Source organism: Streptomyces sp. NPDC002701, from assembly GCF_042889045.1.
Classification (GTDB): Bacteria; Actinomycetota; Actinomycetes; order Streptomycetales; family Streptomycetaceae; genus Streptomyces.
Genome location: NZ_JBIAQL010000039.1, coordinates 23,514 through 35,537, shown reverse-complemented (window position 1 = coordinate 35,537; position 12,024 = coordinate 23,514). Strand labels below are relative to the sequence as shown.

The 12,024-nt window shown below is 73.9% G+C and carries 10 protein-coding genes; 6 read left to right on the top strand and 4 right to left on the bottom strand.

Annotated elements, in window-relative coordinates; translation table 11 throughout:
- Positions 1–123: 123 nt before the first annotated feature.
- Positions 124–951, bottom strand: coding sequence for a DUF1206 domain-containing protein (locus tag ACFYXC_RS39840; RefSeq protein WP_388905615.1), 828 nt, complete (start codon positions 949–951; stop codon positions 124–126).
- Between the two features lie 179 nt (positions 952–1,130).
- Between ACFYXC_RS39840 and ACFYXC_RS39835 the strand changes: the two genes are divergently transcribed.
- The 5 genes from ACFYXC_RS39835 (at position 1,131) to ACFYXC_RS39815 (ending at position 8,228) form a co-directional block, all read left to right on the top strand.
- The gene (locus ACFYXC_RS39835; protein WP_389557784.1) at positions 1,131–2,807 is read left to right on the top strand and encodes an FAD-dependent oxidoreductase; all 1,677 of its coding nucleotides are present in this window, start codon (positions 1,131–1,133) and stop codon (positions 2,805–2,807) included.
- Positions 2,804–4,276 carry an ATP-binding protein gene (locus ACFYXC_RS39830; protein WP_388905611.1) on the top strand — a complete coding sequence of 491 codons (1,473 nt, stop codon included), beginning with the start codon at positions 2,804–2,806 and terminating at the stop codon, positions 4,274–4,276. Before ACFYXC_RS39835 ends, ACFYXC_RS39830 begins: the two co-directional genes overlap by 4 nt.
- The gene (locus ACFYXC_RS39825) at positions 4,273–4,629 is read left to right on the top strand and encodes a UBP-type zinc finger domain-containing protein (protein WP_389557782.1); all 357 of its coding nucleotides are present in this window, start codon (positions 4,273–4,275) and stop codon (positions 4,627–4,629) included. Before ACFYXC_RS39830 ends, ACFYXC_RS39825 begins: the two co-directional genes overlap by 4 nt.
- A 50-nt stretch (positions 4,630–4,679) precedes the next feature.
- Entirely contained in the window at positions 4,680–7,718 is a 3,039-nt protein-coding gene (locus ACFYXC_RS39820) for an AAA family ATPase (protein ID WP_389557780.1), read from the top strand.
- 156 nt (positions 7,719–7,874) lie between these two features.
- Positions 7,875–8,228: a hypothetical protein gene (locus ACFYXC_RS39815; RefSeq protein WP_389557779.1), complete on the top strand. Its 354-nt coding sequence runs from the start codon at positions 7,875–7,877 to the stop codon at positions 8,226–8,228.
- 79 nt (positions 8,229–8,307) lie between these two features.
- Here the strand turns inward: ACFYXC_RS39815 and ACFYXC_RS39810 are convergent, their stop codons facing one another.
- Positions 8,308–8,952, bottom strand: coding sequence for a DUF6624 domain-containing protein (locus ACFYXC_RS39810; protein WP_389557777.1), 645 nt, complete (start codon positions 8,950–8,952; stop codon positions 8,308–8,310).
- Positions 8,949–9,518 (bottom strand): ATP-binding protein, encoded by a 570-nt coding sequence (locus tag ACFYXC_RS39805; protein WP_389557775.1) that lies wholly within the window; start codon positions 9,516–9,518, stop codon positions 8,949–8,951. The genes ACFYXC_RS39810 and ACFYXC_RS39805 overlap by 4 nt, the downstream gene beginning before the upstream one ends.
- Positions 9,519–9,662: 144 nt before the next feature.
- Here ACFYXC_RS39805 and ACFYXC_RS39800 point away from each other — a divergent pair, with 144 nt between their 5' ends.
- Entirely contained in the window at positions 9,663–10,496 is an 834-nt protein-coding gene (locus ACFYXC_RS39800) for an SDR family NAD(P)-dependent oxidoreductase (RefSeq protein WP_389557773.1), read from the top strand.
- Between the two features lie 32 nt (positions 10,497–10,528).
- Here the strand turns inward: ACFYXC_RS39800 and ACFYXC_RS39795 are convergent, their stop codons facing one another.
- A complete protein-coding gene (locus tag ACFYXC_RS39795) occupies positions 10,529–11,941 on the bottom strand; it encodes a hypothetical protein (protein ID WP_389557771.1) in 1,413 nt (470 codons plus the stop codon).
- Positions 11,942–12,024: the final 83 nt, after the last annotated feature.

The window sequence follows — 12,024 nt, the reverse complement described above, 5'->3', positions numbered from 1 at the left end:
GGGCCGGCGCCGCCCCGGGGGGGCCCCCCCCCCCCGGGCTGCGCCCCCCCGCCCCCGGGCCCGGGGGGGGGGGGCCCCAAAAAACCCCGGGGGGGGCCCCCCCCCCCCCTGCCCCACGACCGGTCAGACCTTGCGGTACCTGGCCATGGCGAACGAGAACACGCCGAACAGCATCAGGCCGACGGCGATGAGCGCCAGCAGCCACGGTCCCATCGGGGTCTCGGCGAACGAGCGCAGGGTGTCGTCCATACCCTTGACCTTGTCCGGTTCGTAGTCCATGGCGGCCCGGATCGCGAAGCCCCCGGCGACGGCGAACACCAGACCACGGGCCACGCCGCCGCCGACACCCGTCACGTCGACGGTCTGGCGCACCCGGCGGGACATCTCACCGAGCCGCATCCTCTTGTGGTACTTGCGGCGGATCGCCTGCACCGCCATCCACAGGCCGGCGCACAGGATCACCACTCCCGCGATGCCCACGAGCCACCGCCCGGCGGGCAGGTCCATGACCTTGGCCGTCACGTCACGGGACTGGCCGTCGCTCGAACCGCTCCCGCCGGACCCCGCGGCGAAGGAGAGCACCGAGTAGGCGATGAAACCGTAGAAGACGGCGCGCCCCGCCGAAGCCAGCCGTTTCGTCGCCTTGTCGCCGTCGGGGCCCACCGCGCCGAAGACCGCTTCGGACAGCCGCCACAGCGCCATGCCGACCAGACCGACCCCCAGGGCCCAGAGCACGACCGCCCCGAAGGGCTTTCCGGCGACCTCCTGGAGGGCACCCCCCTGGTCGGCCTGCTTCCCGCTGTCGCCGAAGGCGATCTGCAGCGCCAGCAGACCCACCAACACGTAGATGACACCGCGCGCGGTGAAACCCGCCCGCGCCGCCCCCTCCATGGCCGGGGCCGCCTTCCGTTTCCCCACCCGGCTGCCTTGTGCCAGCGTCCTTGCGTTCATCGTTTGCCTCCCCTCTGGCGGATGCCCCGGCTCGCCCGTACGACACCCGGCGGTTTTGACCAGGGGGTTCGTCCCTTTCCCGGAGCGGAGCGGGGAGATCGAACATACGATGGGCGGACAACTGGAAGGGCCCCGCGCGAGACCGCGCACGGGCGCCGACCTCTCGGGGTGGGAGACGCATGGCACAGGGCACCGACGCGGCACGGACCGTCATCCTGACCGTGGACGACGACCCGGGAGTCTCGCGTGCCGTGGCCCGTGACCTGCGCCGCCGCTACGGCGAGACGTACCGGATCGTGCGCGCGGAGTCCGGCGAGAGCGCCCTCGACGCGCTGCGCGAGCTCAAGCTGCGCGGCGACCTCGTCGCGGTGATCCTCGCGGACTACCGCATGCCGCGGATGAACGGCATCGAGTTCCTGGAGCAGGCCCTGGACGTGTACCCGGGGGCCCGGCGGGTGCTGCTGACCGCGTACGCCGACACGAACGCGGCGATCGACGCGATCAACGTGGTCGACCTGGACCACTACCTCCTCAAGCCCTGGGACCCGCCCGAGGAGAAGCTCTATCCCGTCCTGGACGACCTGCTGGCCGCCTGGCGGACGTCCGACCACCGGGCCGTGCCGATCACGAAGGTCGTCGGTCACCGCTGGTCGGCCCGCTCCTCGGACGTACGGGAGTTCCTGGCCCGCAACCAGGTGCCCTACCGCTGGTACTCCTCGGACGAGCCGGAGGGCAAGCGGTTGCTGGCCTGCGCGGGAGTGGACGGCGAGCGGCTGCCGCTCGTGGTCACCGCGGACGGGGCGGTGCTGGTCGAACCGGACGATCCGGAACTGGCCGCACAGGTCGGTCTCGCCACGACGCCGGCCGCCGAGTTCTACGACCTCGTCGTCATCGGCGGCGGCCCGGCCGGACTGGGCGCGGCGGTGTACGGCGCCTCGGAGGGCCTGCGGACCGTGCTGGTGGAGCGCTCCGCGACCGGCGGTCAGGCGGGCCAGAGCTCACGGATCGAGAACTACCTCGGCTTCCCGGACGGGGTGTCCGGGGGGCAGCTCACCGAGCGGGCACGGCGGCAGGCGACGAAGTTCGGTGCCGAGATCCTGACGGCGCGGGAGGTGACCGGTCTGGAGGTCACGGGGGCCTCGCGCACCGTGCACTTCTCGGACGGCTCGGCGATCGCCGCGCACAGCGTGATCCTGGCGACGGGCGTGTCGTACCGGCAGCTCGACGCGCCGGGCGCGCAGGACCTGACCGGGTGCGGGGTCTACTACGGGTCGGCGCTGACGGAGGCCCCCGCGTGCCAGGGGCAGGACGTCTACATCGTCGGCGGGGCGAACTCCGCGGGGCAGGCCGCCATGTACCTGGCCAGGGGCGCGAAGTCGGTCACGCTGCTGGTGCGCGGCTCCTCCCTGACCGCGTCGATGTCCCACTACCTGATCGAGCAGATCTCGACCGCGCCGAACATCTCGGTGCGCACCGGGACGGTCGTGGACGCCGTGCACGGCTCGGACCACCTGGAGCAGCTCACCCTGCGCGACCTGGCGAGCGGCCGCACCGAGCTCGTCGACGCGCAGTGGATGTTCGTGTTCATCGGCGCGGCCCCGCTGACCGACTGGCTGGACGGCACGGTCCTGCGGGACGAGCGCGGGTTCATCGTCGCCGGGCCCGACCTGAGCGATGACGGGCGGCCGCCGGCGGACTGGGAGCTGGACCGGCCGCCGTACCACCTGGAGACCAATGTGCCCGGGGTGTTCGTGGCGGGTGACGCGCGCGCCGAGTCCGCGAAGCGGGTCGCCTCCGCCGTAGGAGAGGGAGCCATGGCCGTGATGCTCGTCCACCGGTACCTGGAGCAGTCGTGAGCGGGCGGCCGATGCCGTGCGACGTCGAGGAGCTCGGCTCGCTGTTCCTGTTCGAGGAGCTGGACGCCGAACAGCTCGGGCGGTTGTGCGCCGAGGGACGGGTCGAGCTGTTCGAGCCCGGCTACGTCTACGAGGAGGGCGAGCCGGCCACCTGCTTCTTCGTCCTCCTGGAGGGCACGGTCGTGATGTCGCGCCGGGTCGGCGGCGACGACGTGGAGATCAGCCGTACGTCCCAGCGCGGGGTGTACGCGGGTGCCATGCAGGCGTACCTGGCCGTCCCGGACGAGGCCCGCTACAAGGGCTCGATGCGGGTCACCGAGCCCTCGCGGTTCTTCGTCCTGCCCGCCGAGACGTTCTCGGCGATCCTGCGGGAGTGGTTCCCGATGGCCGTGCACCTGCTGGAGGGACTGTTCTTCGGCAGTCAGAACACCCAGCGGACCGTCGGGCAGCGGGAGCGCCTCCTCGCGCTCGGCTCGCTGTCCGCCGGGCTGACGCACGAACTCAACAACCCGGCCGCGGCGGCGGTCCGGGCCACCTCCGCGCTGCGGGACCGGGTGGCCGGGATGCGGCACAAACTCGGCATGATCGCGGCCGGCCCGTACGCGCGCGACGCCCTGGAGACCCTCGTCGGGATCCAGGAGCGCACCGCGGAGCAGGTCGCCAAGGCGACGCCCCTGTCCCCGCTGGAGGCGTCCGACCGGGAGGACGCGCTGGGCGACTGGTTCGACGACCACGGCATCGCGGGCGGCTGGGAGCTGGCGCCGACGTTCGTGCAGGCGGGGCTCGACACCGACTGGCTGGACCAGGTGGCGGCGACCGTGGACGACGGGACACTCGAAGGCGCGGTCAGGTGGCTCAACTACACGGTCGAGACAGAGCTGTTGATGAACGAGATCGAGGACTCCACGACCCGGGTCTCGAACCTCGTGAACGCGGCCAAGCAGTACTCGCAGCTCGACCGGGCGCCCTACCAGGTCGCCGACGTGCACGAACTGCTGGACAGCACCCTCATGATGCTCGCCGGGAAGACCGGCCCCGGCGTCCGGGTCGTCAAGGACTACGACCGTTCGCTGCCCCGGATCCCCGCCTACCCGGGCGAGCTGAACCAGGTGTGGACGAACCTCATCGACAACGCCGCCTCGGCGATGGGCGGCGAGGGCACGCTGACGGTGCGCACCGCCCTCGAACGGGAGCAGCTGCTCGTCGAGTTCCGCGACACCGGGCCCGGGGTCCCGGAGGAGATCCGCGGCCGGATCTTCGACCCGTTCTTCACCACGAAACCCGTGGGCGAGGGCACCGGGCTCGGTCTCGACATCTCCTGGCGCATCGTGGTGAACAAGCACCACGGGCATCTGCAGGTGCACTCGGTGCCCGGCGACACCCGCTTCCAGGTCTTCCTCCCCCTCACCACGGCAGAGCCCGACACGGAGCCCGGCGCGGACTCCGGCACCCCTCAGGAGGCGTCATGACCACTTTGGATCCGGACGGGATCGACCCGGGTGTGCCGCCGAGCGGCACAGGATGCGTGGAATGCGACGCCTCGGGCGGCTGGTGGTTCCATCTGCGCCGCTGCGCCCGGTGCGGGCACGTCGGCTGCTGCGACGACTCCCCCGCGAAGCACGCCACGGCCCACCACCGGGCGACGGGCCATCCCCTCATCCGCAGCTTCGAGCCCGGCGAGGGCTGGTTCTGGAACTTCGAGACGTCCGAGCTGTACGAGTCCGGCCCCGACCTCGCCCCGCCGCTCAGCCGCCCCGCGGACCAGCCCTCGCCAGGACCGGCGGGACGGGTGCCGGCGAACTGGGCGCAGACGCTGCGCTGACCGGGGTCGCGGCCCCGGGGCCTGTCGGTGGCACGTGCCAGGATGGAGCCGTGCCGACCACCGCATTCACCACGCCGTTCATCGGGCGCGAGGACGAACTCGCCCGGCTCACCCGGGTCCTGGACCGGGCCAGGGCCGGCGAGGCGCGGGCCGTGCTGGTCGCCGGGGACGCGGGGGTCGGCAAGACCCGCGTGCTGGCCGAGGCGGCCGCCCATGCGGCGGAGGCGGGCACGACCGTGGTGACCGGGCACTGCGTCGACCTCGGTGACGTGGGTCTGCCGTATCTGCCGTTCACCGAGATCCTGGGCGTGCTCGCCGGGGACGAGCGGTTCGCCGGGGCGATGGCCGCGCATCCCGTGGTGGATCGTCTGCTCGGTGACGGCGGCCACGGCGGGCGGGACGCGGACGGACGTCCGCAGCTGTTCGAGGGCATGGCCGCGCTGCTGGCCGAACTGACCCGTGTCGCCCCGCTGTTGCTGGTCCTGGAGGACCTGCACTGGGCGGACCAGTCCTCCCGCGACCTGTTGCGCTTCCTGCTCAGCAGGGGGATCCTGCAGAATCCCCGGACGCGGCCCGGGGTGAGCGGCCCGCCCTCCGGCGCGGGCGGCCCGGGAGAGGCGGGGGGCGCCCTCGGCGGGGGCGGCGCGCTCGGCCGGCGCCTCGCCGTCCTCGCCTCGTACCGCGCCGACGACCTGCACCGCCGGCATCCGCTGCGGCCCCTGCTCGCCGAGTTGGTGCGACTGTCCGCCGTCGAGCGGCTGGAGCTGCGGCCGATGGCCGACGCGGAGGTGGCCCGGCTCGTCCGCTCCCGGCGGGCCGCCCCCCTGCCGGAGGCCACGGTCCGTGGCATCGTCTCGCGCGCCGAGGGCAACGCGTTCTACGCGGAGGAGCTGCTCGCCGCCGCTGCGGAGACCGGGCCCGGGGCGGCGTCCGCCGTGCCCAGCGGGCTCGCCGACGTGCTGCTCATCCGTTTCGAGCAACTGCCGGCGACCGCACAGCAGGTGCTGCGCACCGCCGCGGTCGCCGGGCGCCGCGTCGAGCACGACCTGCTGCGGGACGCCGTGGGACTGCCCGAGGACGAGCTGGAGTCGGCGCTGCGTGAGGCCGTCGGGCGGCAGCTCCTCGTCTCCGGCGACGACGACACCTACTCCTTCCGGCACGCCCTGATCCGTGAGGCGGTCTACGCCGATCTGCTGCCCGGCGAACGGGTGCGGCTGCACCGGGCGTTCGCCCGTGTGCTGGCCGGGCCCGGCCGGCCCGCCGAGAGCGCCGCGGAGCGCGCCCACCACTCCCGCGAGAGCCACGACCTGCCCGACGCGCTGACCGCCTCCCTGGCGGCCGCCGATCACGCCGGCCGGGTCCGCGCGCCCGCCGAGGAGCTGCGCCATCTGGAATCCGCCCTGGACCTGTGGTCGGCGGTGCCGCCCGACGCCCGCCCCGAGGGGTACGACACGGTCACGCTGACGCTCCGCGCCTCGGCCGCCGCCGCACACGCGGGGGAGACCCACCGGGCGGTCTCGCTCACCCGGGCCGCGCTCGCGCGGGTGGGTTCGGACGAGGACTCGGAACTGGCCGCCAGGGTCCGCTACACACTCGCGGGCGACCTCATGCGGATCGACAGCCTGTCGGCCGCGTTCGCGTACAGCAGCGAGGCCCTCGCGATGATCCCCGCCGAACCTCCGTCGCGTACCTGGGTGTGGGCCGCCTCCACCCACGTCATGGCGGCGAGATACGTGGGCGACGACGAGACCGCCCGCCGGGTGGCCCGCCGGGCCCTGGTCGTCGCGGAGGAGCTGGACCTGCCCGACGCCCGGGCCGACCTGCTGATCTCCCTCGTCGGTCTCGAAGGGGAGCGCCGGACCGTGCCGGAGGGGCGGGCCAGGCTGCGGGAGGCCCGGGAGCTGGCCCGGCGGGCGGGAAACACGTCCGTCGAGATGCGCGCGCTGTTCAACCTCGCCATCGGCTCGTACGAGTCCGGTGACCTGGACGAGTGCCACCGGTGGCTCTCGGACGGCCTGGAGCGGGCCGGCCGGGCCGGGCTCCTCTCCTCGCCCTATCCGCTGGAGATGCGCTACCTGCGTTTCCTGGTGCTGTACTCCCTCGGCGAGTGGGACGAGTGCGTGCGCGCGGCTTGGAGCGAGGCCGAGCGGCTGCCGCTGGCGGGCGGTTACGCGATCGGCCCGGCGCTGTCGGTGGCTCTGGCACGCGGGGACCGGAGTGCGGCCGAGCGGGCCCGGGCCCTTCTGGACGGACCGTTCGACTGGATGGCCACCCTCGTGGCGGGCGTCCTCCTGACCGACGCGGCGGTTCTGCGCCGCGACCCCGAGGGGGCCGTCGAGCAGGTCCGTACGACGCTGGCGGCGCTCGTCGACGACTCCGGTACGACGCCCGACGTGGCGGTGCGGCTCGCGGCGCTCGCGCTCGCCGCGGTGGCGGACGCGGCCGTGGCCGCCCGGTCGAGCGGCGACGAGGAGGGCGTACGGCGCTGGACGGGAACGGCGTCGGAGCTGGTGGAGACGGCGAGGGTCACGGCGGCCGAGGGCGAGGACGGTTCGCCGCAGGGGCCCGAGGGGCGGGCGTGGCTGGCGCGCGCCGAGGCCGAGTGGGCGCGGACCGGCGCCGGGCCCGACACCGCTGCCTGGGAGAAGGCGGTCGCGGCGTTCGGCTACGGGGACGTCTACGAGCAGGCCCGCTGCCGGCTGCGGCTCGCCGAGAGCCTGGTGGGCGCGGGAGACCGCGAGGAGGCCGCCGACCAGGCACGCAGGGCGCACGACACGGCGGTACGGCTGGGCGCCGGGCCGTTGCGCGACGACGTGGAGCGGTTGGTCCGGCGGGCCCGGCTGGCGGAGGCCGGCCGTTCCACGGACCGTCCGGTGGCGCTGACCGCCCGGGAGAACGACGTCCTGCTGCTGCTCGCGCGCGGGCGCAGCAACCGGCAGATCGGCGAGGAGCTGTTCATCAGCGGCAAGACGGCGAGCGTGCACGTCTCCAACATCCTGGCGAAGCTGGGCGCCGCGAGCCGTACGGAGGCGGTGGCGATCGCCTACCGCGAGGGCCTGGTCGCGGCGGAACCGTCCGCCTCCGGGTGACCGTCGCCCCGTCCGGTGTGCCGCCGCGGCTGCGGGGTCCGGTGGATGGCGTTGTCATGGGAGGAGACTCATGCCGGGCCGAGCCTCCGTTTGTGGCAGGGGCAACCGGTTACACGAGCTGATGGCGCGCATTCGTACAAGCAAAGGTGGCTGTTCATGACGTCCGGCACGCAACTCGATCTGACGCTCACCGTTACCGGCGGTTCGGCCGCCGACGCGCGGGCTGTCGTCCAAGCGCTCCAACCGGCCTTCGGATCGCCGGACACCGTCCCCGGCGACGAGGACGCCACGGTCTACACGGTGTCCTTCGGCACCGACGCGCCGGCCGGCGACGACGGGACACCGTCCGCCGACGCCAAGCTCTCCTCGGCCGTGACCGTCACCCTGCAGGGCAGCCCGGAGGCGGTGCGCCGGGCCGACGAGACGCTCTCCGCGGCCTTCACCGTCAGCGAGGAGGGCACGGCCCCCGGCGACCAGGAGCAGGAGCGGGAGCTGCGTCTCGAGCCGTAGCCCGGCCGTCGTACCGGGCACTCCGGGGCCGCCTCCGCCGTCCGGCCGGGGCGGCGCTCACCCGTCGGGACCAACGGGCTCACCCGCTGAGGCGCAGGGTCCGCATCTGTACGTCGAGCGGGGCCAGCCCGACGTCACGGCGGCGCTCGTCGAGCATGTCGGGACGGCGCACCGGGTACGGGTGGAAGGTCGCGGGGTCGACCCGGGTCCCGTAGAACTGCGGCTGGCCCAGCTCCACCGCGCAGTGGTCGGCGATGTACGCGTGGTGCGGCGCCGGGCAGCGGCCGTCCGCCGTGGCCTGGGCGATCAGGTCGCGGCAGGCGAGCTGGAAGTCCAGGTCGGGGGCGTGCAGCAGGATCATCAGGGCCGCCGTCGAGGCGGGCGCCCCGACCAGGTCGGCGGTCGGCCAGCCGTGGCGGCGGACGATCGTCCTGAGCGCGTCGGCGTTGGCCCTGCGGCACTGTGCGAGGCGGTGCCGGGCGGCCGGCGCGGGGCTGCCGTGCGCCGCCGTCATCGCCCGCTGCTCTTCCTCAACCCGGCGGACCAGTTCGCGGGCGAGCGCCGCGGCGAGTTCCGGCAGCACGGCCGGGCGCCCCGCCCACTCCTCGTCGCGCGCGGGTCCCGTACGGTCTCCCCCGCGAGCGGGCCACGGTCGCGCGCGGTCCTGCCGCACGCGGTCCTCGTCGGCCCCGCGGCCCCTGTGCGTCTCCCGGGGGCCGGTCACGGCACGTCCCGTATGTCCAGCGAGAACCACACCCGCTTCCCCCTCTCACCGGGTTCGGGCGGTGCGATGCCCCAGTCGTCGGTCAGGGCGGCCACTATGGCGAGTCCGCGTCCGGACTCCTCCGCCTCGCCCGCCGTGCGCAGGCGTGGCAGGGCGGTCGAGCGGTCGGCGACCATGACGCGTACCTCGTGGCCGGTGTACTCGACGCTCACCGTGACGGTGTCGCCGGGATGTGAGCTGCCGTGTCTGACGGCGTTGGCGAACAGCTCGTCGGTGGCCAGGACGGCGTTGTCCACGATTTCCTCGGACAGCGAGAAGTGCGACACCCGTTCGGCGACCGCGCGGCGCACGGTGGCGGCGAGTGACGGCCGGGCCGCCACCACGGTGTGCAGGACGCCGGTCGGGGCGGCCGGGGCGGGGGCTGCGGGGAGGACCGGGCCCGCGGGTGTGGCGGCCGTGGTCCGGGCACTGTCGGCGGTCCGTGTCAGGGCGGTGGGCGCGTCGAGCTCCGTGGCGCGGGTCAGCGAGGGTGACGGCCGGCGGCGGTGCGCACGGGATGCCGTCATCGTGCCTCCTTCGTGTGCAGCACGGGTGGGGGAGGTCTGGGCGGCTGCTCGTGCAGCCAACCGTCCGGACGGGTGCGGCGGACAGGTGGTGAGGGGGTTGTCCGGTTGCAGCCGCGTAGTGGTGTGGCATGTATGTTCGATCGCGTGAGTGACCTGGATGACGGCGGGGCGGTCGACAGCGGGCAGGGCGTCCGCGGCCGGCCCGGTGTGCGTGGCAAGCGTGTGCTGGTCACCGGTGGTACGCGCGGACTCGGCGAGCAGATCGTGCGGCTGCTGGCGGCCGAGGGCGCCCGGGTGGCGACGTGCGCGCGGACGGGCGGGGATCTGGAGGCGCTGCGGGGGTCGCTGGCCGGTCCGGCCGGCGAGCACCTGTTCACCCGGGCCCTGGACGTGACCGAGCCGGAGCGGCTCGAGGAGTTCGTCGCCGCCTCGGCGGAACGTTTCGGCGGCCTGGACGGGGTGGTGGCCTCGGCCGGTGGTTCTCACGGGCGGAGCCTCGAACTGGCGGACGCCGACGACTGGCTCGCGACCTGGGAGGTGAACGTCGGGCACACCGCGCGGCTGGTGCGCGCCGCGCTCCCGTACCTGCGGACGGCGGGCGGCGGCTCGGTCGTGGTCATCTCCTCGATCTCCGGCTGGAAGCCGGGTCCGAACGCGCAGTACGGGAGCGCGAAGTCCGCCCAGATCCACCTGGCCGCCTCGCTGGCCCGCGAACTCGGTCCGGACGGGATCCGGGTGAACGCCGTCTCGCCGGGATCGATGCTCATCCCGGGCCGGCGCTGGGACCGGATGCGCACGGAGGATCCCGAGACGTTCGCCGCCTTCGCGCAGGCGGAGCTGCCGGGCGGAGAGCCGGTCGCGCCGCACGAGGTGGCGCGCGTGGTGGCGTTCCTGCTGTCCGACTGGTCGAGCGGGATCTCCGGGGCCAACCTGCCCGTCGACCGTGCCCAGAACGCGCCCTCCCCCGATGGTTACTGAGCCGCGCGGGCGGGTCTCTCCCGGGCCGGTCGTCATGCCGCGGTCCCCAGTACCTGGCGGGACCTGTGCTCGAACTCCCGGACCAGCGGCTCGTGGCGGCTGGGCGCCAGCCTGGTGCGGAAGTCGCGCAGTGCCTGGAGGGAGCGCTCGCTGTGGACCGTGCCGAGGGCGCTCAGTGCCTCGGTCGCGGTGCCGATGGCCTCGTCGAGCCGGTTCTGCTGCAGATGCGCGGTCGCCAGCACGGAACGGCTGATGGCCTGCCGCCTGCGCCGGTCCGCGTTGGCGGCGACGGACTCCTCGGCCGTGCGCTCCGCCTGCGCGGCCAGGCCGAGGTCCCGGAAGCAGAGGGCCGACTCGGCCTGCAGGTAGTGGTGGTCGAGGAAACGGACCCAGACGGACTCCTGCGCCGCTCCCCGGCTCGCGTCCAACTGCCGCTCGGCCTGGCGCAGGGCCTCGGTCGTCTCCTCGGCGCGGTCCTGTGCCGCGTACCCGCGCGCCGCCATCGCGTACAGGCGCATCAGGCCGAGCGGGCTGCCCGAGTCCCTGGCGGTGGCGATGCCCGCCCTGGCCAGCGCCACTCCCTCGTCCGGGCGGCCGAGGCCGGTGGCCAGGTGGGAGAGGCCGGCCAGGATCTGCCCGCCCAGCACCCGGTCCCGGCCCTCGGCGCACAGGCGCAGCGCCTGCGTCATGTAGCGCTGCGCCAGTCCGTACTCCCCCGCGTCGTACGAACTCCAGCCCGCCATCGCGGCGAGCCGGGCCGCGGCGGCGTACAGCAGACGCTGCTCGTGCGGGGGCGTGCCACGGCGCTGCAGCATGGGGACGACCTCGGTGCACAGGTAGTGCACGATGCTGGTGCGCACTCCGCCGCCGCCGAAGTGGTTGTCCATCTGGTCGAACATGCCGATCATGGCGTGGACCTGCTCGACCGGTCCGCCGTCGGTCACCGGATCGAGACGGACGGCCTCCGGGCTCTCGGCCAGCCAGAGCAGCCACTCGCGCTGCGGGTTCAGCAGGGCGCCTGCGACGAAGGGGACCGTACCGAGGAGGGTACGGCGGGAGATGTCGGTGGATCCGAGTTCGGCCAGCGTGTGCAAGGTGTCCGCCACATCCTCGCGGTAGACGAGTGCCCTGCCCACGACCGGACGCTGCTGCTCGGGCAGGAAACCGAGGTCCGTGGGCGACACGGGCACGCCGAGTCGCTCGGACAGGACGGCGGCGATCAACTCCGGTGTGTTCGCCCGCGGTTGCTGTCCGTTCAGCCAGCGGGTGACCGACGCCTTGTCGTAGTTGGATTCCGTGCCCTGCCGACGGCCCAGTTCGTTGACCCGCAGGGCGAGCGAGGCGTAGGAGCAGCCGGCGTCTCTGAGCGCTGTCGCCAGCGCCTTGTTGGCCCCGACAGGACCCTTCCCCGGGTTCCTCGGTCGTCCGTCGGTCACGGTGGCCATCCAGGTCTCGCATCGTGGTGCAGGGGGCGCGCTCGGCACCGGGGCGTCAAGTGCGCCGTGGCTGGGCGCTGTTGCGCGCCGTA

Coding starts and splice junctions, on each gene's coding strand:
- ACFYXC_RS39840 (WP_388905615.1), bottom strand. CDS start 951: ATGAACGCAAGGACGCTGGCACAAGGCAGCCGGGTGGGGAAACGGAAG.
- ACFYXC_RS39835 (WP_389557784.1), top strand. CDS start 1,131: ATGGCACAGGGCACCGACGCGGCACGGACCGTCATCCTGACCGTGGAC.
- ACFYXC_RS39825 (WP_389557782.1), top strand. CDS start 4,273: ATGACCACTTTGGATCCGGACGGGATCGACCCGGGTGTGCCGCCGAGC.
- ACFYXC_RS39815 (WP_389557779.1), top strand. CDS start 7,875: ATGACGTCCGGCACGCAACTCGATCTGACGCTCACCGTTACCGGCGGT.
- ACFYXC_RS39805 (WP_389557775.1), bottom strand. CDS start 9,518: ATGACGGCATCCCGTGCGCACCGCCGCCGGCCGTCACCCTCGCTGACC.
- ACFYXC_RS39795 (WP_389557771.1), bottom strand. CDS start 11,941: ATGGCCACCGTGACCGACGGACGACCGAGGAACCCGGGGAAGGGTCCT.